This window comes from Manganibacter manganicus (genome assembly GCF_002075885.1).
Lineage (GTDB): Bacteria > Pseudomonadota > Alphaproteobacteria > Rhizobiales > Rhizobiaceae > Mesorhizobium > Mesorhizobium manganicum.
Genome location: NZ_MDET01000019.1, coordinates 1 through 13,511, shown reverse-complemented (window position 1 = coordinate 13,511; position 13,511 = coordinate 1). Strand labels below are relative to the sequence as shown.

11 protein-coding genes are annotated in these 13,511 nt (G+C 59.3%); 6 read left to right on the top strand and 5 right to left on the bottom strand.

What is annotated here, in order from left to right; genetic code table 11:
* Positions 1-41: 41 nt before the first annotated feature.
* From BFN67_RS12970 to BFN67_RS12955, 4 genes are all read right to left on the bottom strand, one after another.
* Positions 42-2,501 (bottom strand): glycogen/starch/alpha-glucan phosphorylase, encoded by a 2,460-nt coding sequence (locus tag BFN67_RS12970; RefSeq protein ID WP_080919993.1) that lies wholly within the window; start codon positions 2,499-2,501, stop codon positions 42-44.
* A gap of 135 nt (positions 2,502-2,636) precedes the next feature.
* A complete protein-coding gene (locus BFN67_RS12965; RefSeq protein ID WP_080919992.1) occupies positions 2,637-3,422 on the bottom strand; it encodes an ATP-binding cassette domain-containing protein in 786 nt (261 codons plus the stop codon).
* Positions 3,419-4,492 carry an ABC transporter permease gene (locus tag BFN67_RS12960; RefSeq protein ID WP_080919991.1) on the bottom strand — a complete coding sequence of 358 codons (1,074 nt, stop codon included), beginning with the start codon at positions 4,490-4,492 and terminating at the stop codon, positions 3,419-3,421. The genes BFN67_RS12965 and BFN67_RS12960 overlap by 4 nt, the downstream gene beginning before the upstream one ends.
* A gap of 297 nt (positions 4,493-4,789) precedes the next feature.
* Positions 4,790-5,818, bottom strand: coding sequence for a sugar ABC transporter substrate-binding protein (locus BFN67_RS12955; RefSeq protein ID WP_080919990.1), 1,029 nt, complete (start codon positions 5,816-5,818; stop codon positions 4,790-4,792).
* A 250-nt stretch (positions 5,819-6,068) separates the two neighbouring features.
* On the opposite strand from BFN67_RS12955, the gene BFN67_RS12950 reads away from it, so the two are divergent.
* The 6 genes from BFN67_RS12950 to BFN67_RS12925 all read left to right on the top strand — a co-directional run bounded on the left by BFN67_RS12950 (position 6,069) and on the right by BFN67_RS12925 (position 12,997).
* Positions 6,069-7,244, top strand: a complete 1,176-nt coding sequence (locus BFN67_RS12950) for an ROK family transcriptional regulator (protein ID WP_425349781.1) — start codon at positions 6,069-6,071, stop codon at positions 7,242-7,244.
* A 36-nt stretch (positions 7,245-7,280) separates the two neighbouring features.
* Positions 7,281-8,204 carry a carbohydrate kinase family protein gene (locus BFN67_RS12945; RefSeq protein WP_080919988.1) on the top strand — a complete coding sequence of 308 codons (924 nt, stop codon included), beginning with the start codon at positions 7,281-7,283 and terminating at the stop codon, positions 8,202-8,204.
* 100 nt (positions 8,205-8,304) lie between these two features.
* Positions 8,305-9,447: a DegT/DnrJ/EryC1/StrS family aminotransferase gene (locus BFN67_RS12940; protein WP_080919987.1), complete on the top strand. Its 1,143-nt coding sequence runs from the start codon at positions 8,305-8,307 to the stop codon at positions 9,445-9,447.
* 13 nt (positions 9,448-9,460) lie between these two features.
* Complete coding sequence (locus tag BFN67_RS12935; RefSeq protein WP_080919986.1) at positions 9,461-10,810, top strand: UDP-glucose dehydrogenase family protein; 1,350 nt, start codon at positions 9,461-9,463, stop codon at positions 10,808-10,810.
* Positions 10,811-10,975: 165 nt separating this feature from the next.
* A complete protein-coding gene (locus BFN67_RS12930; RefSeq protein ID WP_280951332.1) occupies positions 10,976-12,298 on the top strand; it encodes a nucleotide sugar dehydrogenase in 1,323 nt (440 codons plus the stop codon).
* Positions 12,299-12,352: 54 nt separating this feature from the next.
* The gene (locus tag BFN67_RS12925; RefSeq protein WP_158083513.1) at positions 12,353-12,997 is read left to right on the top strand and encodes a Wzz/FepE/Etk N-terminal domain-containing protein; all 645 of its coding nucleotides are present in this window, start codon (positions 12,353-12,355) and stop codon (positions 12,995-12,997) included.
* Between the two features lie 48 nt (positions 12,998-13,045).
* Here BFN67_RS12925 and BFN67_RS12920 read toward each other — a convergent pair.
* The coding region (locus BFN67_RS12920) for an ATP-binding protein (RefSeq protein WP_139789142.1) at positions 13,046-13,511 on the bottom strand (466 nt) is incomplete at its 5' end.

Here is a 13,511-nt window from a genome sequence, read left to right as displayed (position 1 = left end):
CCTCTCCCATCGGGCGGCATTTCCATCCTCATGCAATCACATCAAACCGGCACGTTCCAGATGTCTTTCGCATATTCGCGGATCGTGCGGTCGGAGGAGAACCAGCCAACCCGCGCCACATTGCGGACGGCGCTTGCATACCACGCCGCGCTGTCACGCCATTTGGCGTCGACGTCGCGCTGTGCAGCGGCATAAGCTTCGAAATCAGCGGCGACCATGAACCAGTCATGCTGATAAAGCCCATTCATCAACTCGCGATAACGTGACGGATCGTCCGGCGAAAATACGCCGGACGAAACAGCCGCGATCGCCTGAGACAACTCACGCGAGCCTTCGATGGTTGCGCGCGACTGGGCGTCGCCCTTGCGCCGCTCGGCCACTTCATCGGCGGTCAGGCCGAAGATAAAGATGTTTTCCGGCCCGACATGCTCCCTGATTTCGACATTGGCGCCGTCCAGAGTGCCGATGGTCAGCGCACCGTTAAGCGCAAACTTCATGTTGCCCGTGCCGGACGCCTCCATTCCGGCAGTGGAAATCTGCTCTGACAGGTCGGCGGCAGGGATCAGGATTTCAGCGGCGCTGACATTATAGTTCGGCACGAAGACGATCTTCAAAAGGCCGCGCACCGCAGGATCGCGATTGACGACCCTGGCCACATCATTCGCAAGTTTGATGATGAGTTTGGCATTGTGATAGCTGGGCGCAGCCTTGCCGCCCAGAAACTTCACGCGCGGCACCCAATCGCGTTCGGGGTGCGACCGGATCTGGTCGTAGAGCGCCACGGCCTCCAAAATGTTGAGCAACTGCCGCTTGTATTCGTGAATGCGCTTGATCTGAACGTCGAACAGGGCGGCAGGGTCTATCCTGATGCCCAATCGTTCAGCAACGAGACGGGCGAGGCGCTCCTTGTTCTGCCGTTTGACCGCCGCAAATTTCTCACGGAACGTAGCGTCGTCGGCCAACGGATCGAGCGCGCGGATCGCCGCGATGTCGTCAAGGAAGGCATCACCGATCGCCTCGCGCGCAAGCGTCGTCAGCCCGGGATTGCACTGAAGCAGCCAGCGGCGCGGCGTAATCCCGTTGGTCTTGTTGTTGATACGGTCCGGATAGAGCCGATGCAGGTCGGCAAAGACCGTCTCCTTCATCAGTTCCGTATGCAACATCGAGACGCCGTTGACCGAATGCGAGCCGACAAAGGCGAGATTGCCCATGCGCAGGCGGCGTTCGCCGTTTTCCTGGATCAGCGAAATGTTGGCAATCTGCTGATCGTTGAAATGCCCGCCTTGCCGCGCTTCAAGCAGCACAGCCGCATTGATGGCATAGACGATCTGCATATGGCGCGGCAAAAGCCGTTCGAACAACGGCACCGGCCAGCTTTCCAGCGCCTCGGGCAACAATGTGTGATTGGTGTAGGCGAAGGTGCGGCGGGTCATGTCCCATGCCAGCGCGAACGGCATGTCATGCTCGTCCATCAAAAGCCGCATCAGTTCCGGCACGGCCACAGCCGGGTGCGTGTCATTGAGATGGATTGCCGCCTTGTCCGGGAGGGAGGCGATTTCGCCATACTGGCTCACATGCCGCTGCAAAATGTCCTGCAGCGAGGCCGAGGAGAAGAAATATTCCTGCCGCAGCCTGAGTTCCTGTCCCGCCTGATGGGAATCGGCAGGGTAGAGCACGCGCGACAACGCATCGGCCTTGTTGCTCTCGGCCAGCGCGCCGATATGATCGCCGGCGTTGAATTTGTCGAGCAGAATCGGATCGACCGGCATGCCGGACCAGAGCCTCAGCGTATTGACGCGATTGGCACGCCAACCGACCACCGGCGTATCGTAGGCCACCGCCAGGACACGCTCCGTCGGCTTCCAGATATGACGGCCGGGCGCGTCGCCCTCGCCATCAGACGGCGATTCGACGAAACCACAGAATCCCACCTCGAAGGAGCGCTCACGGCGCTCGAACTCCCACGGATTTCCATGGTCAAGCCAGGTTTCCGGCAGTTCCACCTGCCAACCGTCCTGGATTTCCTGCCGAAACATGCCGTTGACGTAGCGGATGCCGTAGCCATGGGCGGGAATGTCGAGCGTAGCCATAGATTCCATGAAGCAGGCGGCCAACCGGCCAAGACCGCCATTGCCGAGTGCCGCGTCCGGTTCAAGCCTGGCGATCAGGTCGATATCGACATCGAGCGACGCGAGCGCTTCACGCATCGCCTCCATCAATCCGAGATTGCAGAAGGCATCGCGCATCAGGCGGCCGATCAGGAATTCCAGCGACAAATAGTAGACCCGCTTTTCCTGCTGCTCGTAGGTCTCCTTGGTCCCCTTCATCCAGTGGTCGATGATGCGGTCGCGCACCACCTTGATGGAGGCGGTCAGCCAGTCATGCGGGGTGGCGACAGTGGTGTCCTTGCCCAAGCGGTAGCGCAATGCCTGCAAAATTTCATCCGCGAGGCGTTGAGGTTCCGGATTTTCCGGAAGTGGCTGAATGGAGCGGGATTGCACGTGTGATCTCGGCTGCCTTTTGGTATCGCGGGGATGTTCATCATCCCATCATTCCGCTTTTTCATGGCGCTGAATGACACGATTTTCAATCGATTTAGTCCATTTCCGTTCGTTTGACGGGAAAATTCGGCGCTTTCAAGCCGCCATGGGCTGTGCCGGGGGTTCCTTGGCCCCGGTCATGAAAGCCACGGCGTCGGACATGGTATATTGCTTTGGGTCGATAACGGTCAGCCGACGGCCCAACCGGTGAATGTGGATGCGATCGGCCACTTCGAACACATGCGGCATGTTGTGCGAGATCAGCACGATCGGCAGGCCGCGCCTTTTGACGTCCTGCATCAGTTCCAGCACGCGCCGGCTTTCCTTGACGCCAAGTGCTGCCGTCGGCTCGTCCATGATGACGACGCGACTACCGAATGCGGCGGCGCGCGCCACCGCCACGCCCTGCCGCTGGCCGCCTGAAAGTGTCTCGACCGACTGGTTGATGTTCTGGATGGTCATCAAGCCGAGTTCGGACAGTTTTTCTCTGGCAAGCTTGGCCATGCGCGCCCGGTCGAGACGGCGCAGCACCTGCCCCGTCCAGCCCGGTTTGCGCAATTCGCGACCAAGGAACAGATTGTCGGCAATGGAGAGCGCCGGCGACAGAGCGAGGTTCTGATAGACCGTCTCGATGCCAGCCATGCGCGCCTCCATGGGCGAGCGGAAATGTACCTGCTTGCCGTCAAGGAATATCTGGCCGCTATCGGGAATGACAGCACCGCACAGCGCCTTGATAAGCGTCGATTTGCCGGCGCCATTGTCGCCGATGACCGCCAGGATCTCGTTCGGCATCAGGTCGAAATCGGTATTATCCAATGCCACGACACGCCCATAGCGTTTGGAAAGACCTTTTGCTTCGAGGATTGGCGTTGTCGTGCTCATGCCGATAATTTCCTGATCCACTGGTCGATGGTTACGGCCAGAATGATGAGAATGCCGACGGTGAATTCCTGCCAGAGAGATGCAAAGCCGGCGAGCGCCAGGCCGTTGCGGAAGACGCCGACGATCAGCGCCCCGATCAGCGTGCCGACGAGAGAGCCGCGACCGCCGAACAGCGATGTGCCACCGATGACAACGGCCGTGATGGCGTCGAGATTGGCGGTCTGATTGCCGAGAGGACTTGCTGCGCCTATGCGGCCTATCAATACCCAACTCGCCAGCGCGCAGATGAAGCCTGCCAGCGTATAGACGGCAATCAGCGTGCGCGCGGTATTGATGCCGGCAAGCCGCGCAGCCTCCGGATCATCGCCGGTTGCATAGACATGACGGCCGAAGGCCGTGCGGTTCAGCATATACCAGACGATCACCGAAATGATGATAAGTGCGATAGCGCCATAGGTCAGGACCGCTCCACCGCTCAGCCGGATGGTATGGCCGAGCCATTGCAGGATTGGCGCGGCCGACTCGATATCCTGCGCGCGGATCGTCTCGGAATTCGAGACGAAGATGACCATGGAGCCAAAAATGCTCCATGTGCCCAATGTCACGATGAAGGGCGGCAGCTTGATCTGAGCGACCAGCACGCCGTTGATGAAGCCGCAGACAGTGCCTGCCGCCAGGCCGCACACGAAGCTGATTTCGGGCGGGAGCCCCCAGACGACGGCCATACGCCCCATGACGATGGAGGACAGCACCATGATCGCCCCGACCGACAAGTCGATACCCGCGGTTAGGATCACCAGCGTCTGCGCGATGCCGAGCACCGCTATGATGGTGACCTGCTGAAGCACCAGCGACAGGTTGAAGGGCGCGAAGAACCGGCCGCCCACCACGACCGAGAAGATCAGCACGCCAACGACAAGCACGATGAAGGGAACAGCGGTTGGATATTCATGCAGGAAACGCTGCACCCAGCGCAACCCCGAACGCCGCTCCTCTTCGAAACTGGCTGCCTGGTCCTCGCCAGAGAGTCCCCGTTCCGCCAGAGCCGATCCGGTTGCGTCGTCGCTCATCAGTGTCCCCTACACCAGAATTTTCGATCGTGCGAACACGTCGCCAGTTAGGCCGCAAGCCTGCGTCTGTCGAAAATCCGATCCGCCCAAAGGCGGATCGAATCTTTACGGTTCGAAGTTGGCCGGCTCGCATGCCGCCGTTCACCGTTCGTCGCTCGAAAAGCCCATTTTGGGGCTTTTCGTCCGCTACGCGGACCGCTTTCCCGGCCGGGGGCCCGCTGCCTTCGGCAACTCCCCGGCGTTCGAAGCCTTTCATCGTGCCACCGGCACGATGAATTCGCTACGCGAACCGGTTTCTCACCCCCAGCACAGTTTCAGCCCCTCCTTCGTATCGATCGAAGGCACACCTTCGACTGGCTTCTCGGTAACCAGCGTGGCTCCGGTATCGGTAAACTCCTTGCCTTCGGTCGGTTTCGGCTTCTCCCCCGTTTTAACGAAGGTCGCTATCGCCTCCATCGCCATCGCGGCCATTTTCAGGGGGTATTGCTGCGAGGTCGCACCAATGACTCCTGCCTGAACATTCTTCACACCCGGGCAGCCGCCATCGATCGAGACAACGAGCACCGAACCGTCATCCTTGCCGGCAGCCTTGAGTGCCTGATAACCGCCGGCGGCAGCCGGTTCGTTGATCGTGTACATGACGTTCACATCGGGGCATTTCTGCAGCAATGTTTCCATCGCCGTGCGTCCACCGTCCTCGGCGCCGCCGGTCATCTCATGGCCGCAGATGCGCGCATCGTCCTCGTCGCCATATTTCTTCGGGTCCTTGATGTCGATGCCGAAGCCCTTCATGAAGCCTTGGTCGCGCAGATAGTCGACGGTCGGCTGGTTGGTCGCGAGGTCGAGAAAGGCGATCTTGGCATCCTTGGCCTTGTCGCCGAGCGTGCCCTTCGCCCATTCTCCGATCAGTTCACCAGCCTTGAAATTATCGGTGGCGAACGTGGCATCGACCGCATCCATGGGTTCGGTCGGCGTATCGAGGTCGATGACCAGAAGCCCGGCATCACGCGCCTTCTTGATGGTCGGCACGATGGCGGCCGAGTCGCTCGGCACAATGGCGAAACCTTTCGCGCCAGCCGAAATCAGATTCTCGATCGCCGCGACCTGGCTCTCATTGTCGCCGTCGAACTTGCCGGCAAAAGTGCGCAGATCGAGGTCCAGTTCCTTGGCCTTAGCCTGGGCCCCTTCCCGCATCTTGACGAAGAACGGGTTGCCTTCGGTCTTGGTGATCAGCCCGACAATGTCGGCGGCATAGGATGTAGTCGCCGTCGTGCCATAAACGGCCAGACCGATAGTGGCGACCTTCAAGAACGTCCATTTTCCCATGAAATCCTCCCAGTGACGATGCGCCCGATGCTGCTTGTCGATCCGGCCGAACCGGTTTCCTCCCGCACAGGCAGGCCGCAAAGAGATAACAGACTTCGTAAGCTGTCAATAAATAACTCACTCTTATTTATTATTGACACAATTGCATCGATCCCGCAGTTTTGGCATGAGGCCGGCTAGACGGCCGGGGGAGGATTCGGTGCAAAACAGCGCTTTCAAGCGCGGCTCAACAGAGCCCGAACCCAGCCCTATGCACCGCGGCACCAACCAAAGCGGCATGCGCGAACACAATGAGCGGCTGGTGCTTTCGCTGGTGCGTCGGCATGGCAGCCTCGCCAAATCCGACATTGCACGCATGACGCGGCTTTCGGCGCAGACCGTCTCGGTCATTATGCGCCAACTGGAGAAAGACGGATTCCTGCTTCGCCGGCCGCCACAGCGTGGACGTGTCGGCCAACCATCAATCCCCATGGCGCTCAACCCGGACGGCGCCTACTTCATTGGGCTCAAGATCGGCCGACGCAGCGCCGAACTCGTATTAATCGATTTCGTCGGCGGCATACGTTCGACGCACCGCCTGCCCTACCGCTATCCCGATCCCGGCACCGCCGTCGATTTCGTCGCATCGTCGATCAGGGAATTACGCACCGCCCTTACGCCTGAGCAGGATAGTCGCATTGCCGGGCTTGGAATCGCCATGCCGTTTCAATTGTGGAATTGGGCCGACGCGGCAGGCGCACCGCGCATGGTCATGGATGAGTGGCGCCACCGCGATATCCGCTCCGACATTCAGGCGCTCTGCGATTTCCCGGTCTATCTCGATAATGACGCCACCTCGGCATGCGGCGCCGAACTGGTCTTCGGCAAGAGCAACGATCTGCGCGACTTCGTCTATTTTTATATTGGCGCCTTCGCCGGCGGCGGAATCGTGCTCGACGGCCGGCTTTACAGCGGCCCGACCGGCAATGCCGGAGCACTGGGCTCGATGCCTGTACCGGGTCCGAATGGCGCCCCGGTGCAGTTGATCGACCTGGCTTCCATCACTGTGCTGGAAAAGGCACTCGATGCCGCAGACCGCGACGCCTCCCCCCTGTGGTCATCACCCCAGGACTGGGGTGATCTTGGCCCCGAACTCGACATATGGGTCGAGAAGGCGGGAACCGCCCTCGCCTACGCCATTGTCTCGGCGGCCTCGGTCATCGACTTCGAGGCGGCCGTCATCGACGGCTGGATGCCGGCGGCGATACGGCAACGGTTGGTCGAAGCGGTTTCACATGCACTTCCCAGGATTGACGCCGAGGGCCTCAACCTGCCAACCGTGCGCGAGGGCACGATCGGCGTCAATGCGCGTGCCATGGGCGCGGCAAGCCTGCCCCTGTCGGAGCGATATCTCGTCGGCGCGATGTCCCTCCCGACAAATGTTTGATGCCATTAATGTCTATTCTCAAGGAAAGAACCTAACATGATCCTGTGTTGCGGCGAGGCGCTGATCGATATGTTGCCGCGCGAAACTCCCGCTGGGGAACCCGCCTTTGCGCCTTATGCCGGCGGCGCCGTGTTCAATACCGCGATCGCACTTGGCCGACTCGGTGCGCCGACAGGCTTTTTCTCCGGACTCTCGCGTGACCTTTTCGGCGCGAAACTGGCGCAGGTCCTGGGGGCCAGCAAGGTCGATACAGGTTATGCACATATTTCGGAACGGCCGACGACGCTCGCCTTCGTGCAATTGAGTGATGGTCACGCCAGCTATGTATTCTATGACGAGAACACCGCCGGCCGCATGCTGGAACCTGTTAATCTCCCCTTGCTGGACAGCGACGTGACGGCCATGCTGTTCGGCGCGATCAGCCTGATCTCGGAACCAGCTGGCGGCACATACGAGGAATTCATGCGGCGCGAACATCAAAGTCGCGTCATCATGCTCGATCCCAACATCCGCCCGAACTTCATTCCCGACAAGGAAAAGCACAGGCAGCGTATCCACAATATGATGGCCATGGCCGACATCGTGAAACTGTCGGATGAGGATCTCTCCTGGCTGGACAGTTCCACAGCGCAGGAAACATTCGTGCAAGACTGGCTGAAACGCGGCCCCAGCCTGATCGTGATTACCCGCGGTGGTAAAGGCGCGACGGCCTATAGCCACAAGCACACCGTCACCATAACGCCGCTGCCTGTAAAGGTCGTGGATACGGTCGGGGCCGGTGACACATTCAATGGCGGGCTGCTCGCCTCGCTGCACGAGCAGGGACTGCTGACGAAAGAAGCGATCACCAATTTGAGCGAAACAGCTATACGTCAGGCGCTCCACCTTGGCATCAAGGCCGCCGCGGTAACCGTTTCGCGGGCCGGCGCCAATCCTCCTTGGCGCGATGAGATCGCCTGAATGGCAACATTTCAGGTCAAAGCCTCCGGAAGGCGTATCTTTTCCGACCGCTACAAGTCTGATACCAGCCATTATCCTTCGAACGACCTTAAGGCATGACATGCAATTCATCGATCTTGGTGCGCAGCGCGAACGAATCCGCGATCGGCTGAAAGCGGCAATGGAGCATGTTGTGGACGACGGCCGCTACATTCTGGGGCCGCAGGTCACGGAATTCGAGCAGAAACTGGCAGCCTATGTCGGCGTCAAGCATGTGGTGGCTTGCGCCAATGGCACCGACGCGCTGCTGCTGCCCCTGCTTGCCGCCGGTATCGGTCCCGGCGACGCGGTTTTCGTGCCTAGTTTCACTTTCGCGGCAACTGCCGAAGTGGTGGCTCTGACCAAGGCTGAGCCGGTGTTCGTCGATGTCGGTCCGCAGACCTACAACATCGACACTGACAGCCTGGAAGCGGCGATTGCCATGGTTAGGCAGGAGGGCCGGTTGCAGCCGAAAGCGATTATCCCCGTCGATCTGTTTGGTCTTGCGGCGGACTATCAGGCGATCATGGCGATCGCCAAGCGCGAAGGCCTTCTGGTAATCGAAGATGCCGCACAGTCGATCGGCGGTCAGGCAGAGAGTTCCAGATGCGGCGCATTCGGCGACGTTGCCGGCACCAGTTTCTACCCGGCCAAACCGCTGGGCTGCTATGGCGATGGCGGCGCCATGTTCACCAATGACGCCGAGATGGCGGAAAAGCTGCGCTCCTTTGCCTTTCACGGCAAGGGCGAAACGCAATACGATAACATCCGCGTCGGCATCAATTCACGGCTCGATACATTGCAGGCGGCGATCCTGATCGAGAAACTGGCCATACTCGAAGACGAAATGGAGGCGCGGCGCAAAGTCGCCGACCGTTACGCCAAGGGTCTCAGCGATATCGTCACGGCCGCCGCCAACCCGGACCATGGGCGCTCAGCCTGGGCGCAATATGCCATTGAAACCCCGAAACGGGACGGCTTGAAGGCGCATCTTCAGGAAAAAGGCATCCCGTCCGTCATCTATTACGTCAAACCGCTGCATGCGCAGACTGCGTATAATCGCTATCCGCGCACACCGACCGGACTTGCCGTCTCGGAAGGGTTGCCGGAACGAATCCTTTGCCTGCCGATGCACCCCTATCTCAGCGAGGCCGATCAGGACCGCATTATCGAGACAATCCGCAACTATATCGGCTCGAATTCCGCACATCACGCGGCTGGCTGAGTGGAGGGGCGTCATGAAGGTCAGCGTATTCGGAACCGGCTATGTCGGATTGGTGACGGGAGCCTGCCTGGCCGAGGTCGGCCATTCGGTCATCTGCATGGATGTGGACGAGGCCAAGATCGACAACCTCAGAAAAGGCATCCTGCCGATCTGGGAACCGGGGCTGCAGGAGATCGTCGAGCGCAATATCGAAGCCGGTCATCTTTCCTTTACGACCGATGCGGCCAAAGCAGTCCGGCATGGCGCGATCCAGATGATCGCAGTTGGTACCCCGCCGGGGGAGGACGGCAGCGCCGACCTTCATTATGTGTTCGACGTCGCCGACGCGATCGCCGCCTCAATGCGGGGTTATCGCGCAATCATCACCAAATCGACGGTTCCGGTTGGCACCTCCAACAAAGTAGCAGAGCGGATCACCGCCGCGCTCAAGGCACGCGGCACATCGGAGACACCATCCTTTGACGTGATTTCGAATCCGGAATTTCTCAAGGAAGGTGCCGCGGTCAGCGACTTCCTCAAGCCGGATCGCATCATCGTCGGCGCAGCGGGAGCCAAAGCTCGCGCGCTGATGCAAGAACTCTATGAGCCGTTCAACCGGTCTCGCGAACGCATCGTCTTTATGGATGTCGAGTCCGCCGAACTCACCAAATACGCGGCCAACATCATGCTGGCCGCAAAGATCAGCGTGATGAACGAGATCGCCAACGTCGCGGAACTGGTCGGCGCCGATATTGAAGATGTGCGCAAGGGCATCGGTTCGGACCCGCGCATCGGTTATCATTTCATCTATCCGGGAGCAGGCTATGGCGGCTCCTGCTTCCCCAAGGACGTGCGGGCCCTGGCAAAACTGGCCAATTCGCTCGGACATCGTGCGGAGTTGCTGGAGGCCATCGAGAACGTCAACAATCGCCAGAAGACCACGCTTTTTGCCAAGCTCATACGGCATTTCGGCGGTGCCGAGCATCTTCGGGGCAAGACGTTTACGGTTTGGGGCCTGTCCTTCAAACCGAACACCAACGACATGCGCGAAGCACCAAGTCGTACGTTGATGGAAGCGCTATGGCGGGCTGGGGCGAATGTGCAGGCCTACGACCCTGTCGCCATGGATGAAGCGCATCGAATCTACGGCGAACGCGCCGACCTCAAACTGGTCGAGGACAAATACGATGCACTCAACCGCGCTGAGGCGCTGATCGTCTGCACCGAATGGCAGCAATTCCGTGCGCCGGATTTCCAAGAAATGCAGAGTCGTCTTGCACGCAAAGTCGTCATCGACGGCCGCAATCTTTATTCACCCGCCAGAATGAAGGCCGACGGGTGGTCCTATTACAGCGTTGGACGCACCGCCAGTGACGGCGGTTAGCATGAGCCGAAATCACGCCTCAGAAGGCCTATCACCACGGTCAGGGTGCAATGCATTGGAATCGAGGGGCACTTCGTTTCGTTAGTGACAAAGTCCACACAAAGGACACGCTGATAGCCCATGGCCATCCAGCCCTAGAATCACCGCTCCCACGGAGGCAATAGTTTGGATACACATACCAATTCCGGCGATGAATTGATCGCCGCACTCAAGAACAGGACGGCTCGCATAGGCATTCTGGGGCTCGGTTACGTGGGATTGCCTCTTGTCCTGCGTTTCAACGAGGTCGGCTACAAGGTCATCGGTTTTGACATCGACCAGTCGAAAGTTGACGCACTTGCTGGCAAGCGCAGCTATATCGATCATATTTCCGACGTCAGGATCGGCGCTGCAATCGACAGCGGCTTTGAGCCGACAACGGACTTCTCGCGCGCATCGGAGGTCGATGCGCTTATCGTGTGTGTCCCGACGCCGCTTAATAAACATCGCGAACCGGACCTGAGCTTCGTGATCGACACGGTCGATTCCGTCGTTCCATATCTGCGTGAGGGCCAGGTGCTTTCGCTGGAAAGCACAACCTATCCCGGCACGACCGAAGAAGAGCTTTTGCCGCGCGTGCAATCGCGTGGCCTGGAGGTCGGCAAAAACTTCTTCCTCGTCTACTCTCCCGAGCGCGAGGATCCGGGCAATAAGGATTTTACTACGCGCACCATTCCGAAAGTCTGCGGCGGTCACACCAAGCCTTGTCTCGATGTCGGGCTTGCGCTGTATGGCCAGGTTATCGACAGGGTCGTCCCCGTCAGTTCGACACGCGCGGCCGAACTGACGAAACTGCTGGAAAATATTCAACGCGCCGTCAATATCGGCCTGGTCAACGAGATGAAGATCATCGCCGACAGGATGGGAATCGATATTTTCGAGGTCATCGATGCAGCCGCGACCAAGCCTTTCGGCTTCACGCCTTACTATCCCGGCCCCGGTCTCGGCGGCCATTGTATCCCGATCGATCCCTTCTACCTGACATGGAAGGCGCGGGAATATGGTCTGAATACCCATTTCATCGAATTGGCCGGCGAGATCAATCGCGATATGCCGCAATGGGTCCTCGAAAAGGTCATCGATGCCCTTAATCAGCGGAACAAATCGTTGAAAGGCAGCCGTGTGCTGGCTCTTGGCATTGCCTACAAACGCGATGTCGATGACATGCGGGAATCACCCTCGGTGATGGTCATGGAACTCCTGCGCGCCAAGGGGGCCCATCTCGACTACTGCGATCCGAATGTTCCAGTCTTTCCCAAGATGCGTGAACATCGCTTCGATATGACGTCGGTGCAACTTACTCCAGAAACCCTGGCGTCATATGACTGCGTCGTTCTGCTCACCGATCATTCCAGCTTTCCATACGACATGATTCTTGAGCACGCGCGCCTTGTAATCGACACACGCGGCAAATATCGCACGCTACACGAGCATGTCGTATCGGCCTGATCTCCCGGCCCCACCGCCTTTTAGTATAATTTCAACAAGTTGGAGCAACGCGGTTTGGAAAGTGCCAACGACCGGGAAATCGATCTTCTGGCGGTTGTAGCCGTCCTGTGGAAGGGAAGATGGACGATTCTTGCTACCATGCTATTCGCACTGGTTGTCGGCATCATTCTGTATGCCGTCGTCCCGCGCAGCTATGAATCGGTTGCGACTGTCTTCCCGCTCAGGCAATCGCAATATGCGGGCTATATCGAACTGGCGACATCGACCGCGCTCCCCTCTGCCGGTGAAAATCAAAACGAACAGGATGCCGGCGTAAAGGCGGCATTCCCCTACTCCCGCGACGATCTGTTCAAAGAATTCACCCGGTACCTGCAAAATCCGGCGCATCTGCTCGAGATCGCCGAACAGAGCCAAATTCTGAAAACTGGCAAAGGTACGCAGCCTGGACAGGACGATGCCCTGGCATTTGTGCGCAGCATCGTGTTTGCAGATCCGAGCGAAAAGAATCCCGGTTTCACGATGCGGGTACGCGCCGAGAACAGGGAGGCACTCGGCAATTTCGTATCCTCCAGCCTCAAACAGGCGAGTGTCGACCTTGCACAATCCCTCAAGTGTCAACGGCGGAGCAAAATCAGGCCATTGGGCGGCGCAAAAGTAGGCCACTTCGCGCCGCAAGTGGGGAACGTCGGGAGGGCGTAGCCCGACCAGAGTTTCCCGCTTGCGGCGTCGGCGATTTTTGTGAGGGTTTCAGCCAGCCTTTCGGGCGCGGCTTTGAGCGAGACGGTAGCTATCGCCGTTCATCTCGAGAATGTTGACGTGGTGGGTGATGCGGTCGAGCAGAGCGCCGGTCAGGCGTTCCGACCCCAGCGTTTCCGTCCATTCGTCAAAAGGAAGATTGCTGGTGATCAGGGTCGCACCGCGCTCGTAGCGTTGCGAGATCAGCTCGAACAGCAATTCTGCCCCGGTCTTGGAGAGCGGCACGAAGCCGAGCTCATCGATGATGAGGAGCTTGTAGCCAGCCGTCTGCTTCTGGAAGCGTAGCAGACGCCGTTCGTCGCGGGCCTCCATCATCTCGCTGACCAGGGCGGCAGCGGTAATGAAGCCGACGGGAAGGCCCTTCTGACACGCCGCCAGGCCGAGGCCGAGCGCGACATGGGTCTTGCCCGTGCCGCTGGGACCGAGCGCGATGACGTTCTCGCGGCGCTCGATCCAT

Excerpts from the sequence above, each read along its gene's own strand:
- BFN67_RS12955 (WP_080919990.1), bottom strand. The coding sequence starts at position 5,818 with ATGGGAAAATGGACGTTCTTGAAGGTCGCCACTATCGGTCTGGCCGTT.
- BFN67_RS12965 (WP_080919992.1), bottom strand. The coding sequence starts at position 3,422 with ATGAGCACGACAACGCCAATCCTCGAAGCAAAAGGTCTTTCCAAACGC.
- BFN67_RS12935 (WP_080919986.1), top strand. The coding sequence starts at position 9,461 with ATGAAGGTCAGCGTATTCGGAACCGGCTATGTCGGATTGGTGACGGGA.
- BFN67_RS12960 (WP_080919991.1), bottom strand. The coding sequence starts at position 4,492 with ATGAGCGACGACGCAACCGGATCGGCTCTGGCGGAACGGGGACTCTCT.
- BFN67_RS12950 (WP_425349781.1), top strand. The coding sequence starts at position 6,069 with ATGCACCGCGGCACCAACCAAAGCGGCATGCGCGAACACAATGAGCGG.
- BFN67_RS12940 (WP_080919987.1), top strand. The coding sequence starts at position 8,305 with ATGCAATTCATCGATCTTGGTGCGCAGCGCGAACGAATCCGCGATCGG.
- BFN67_RS12945 (WP_080919988.1), top strand. The coding sequence starts at position 7,281 with ATGATCCTGTGTTGCGGCGAGGCGCTGATCGATATGTTGCCGCGCGAA.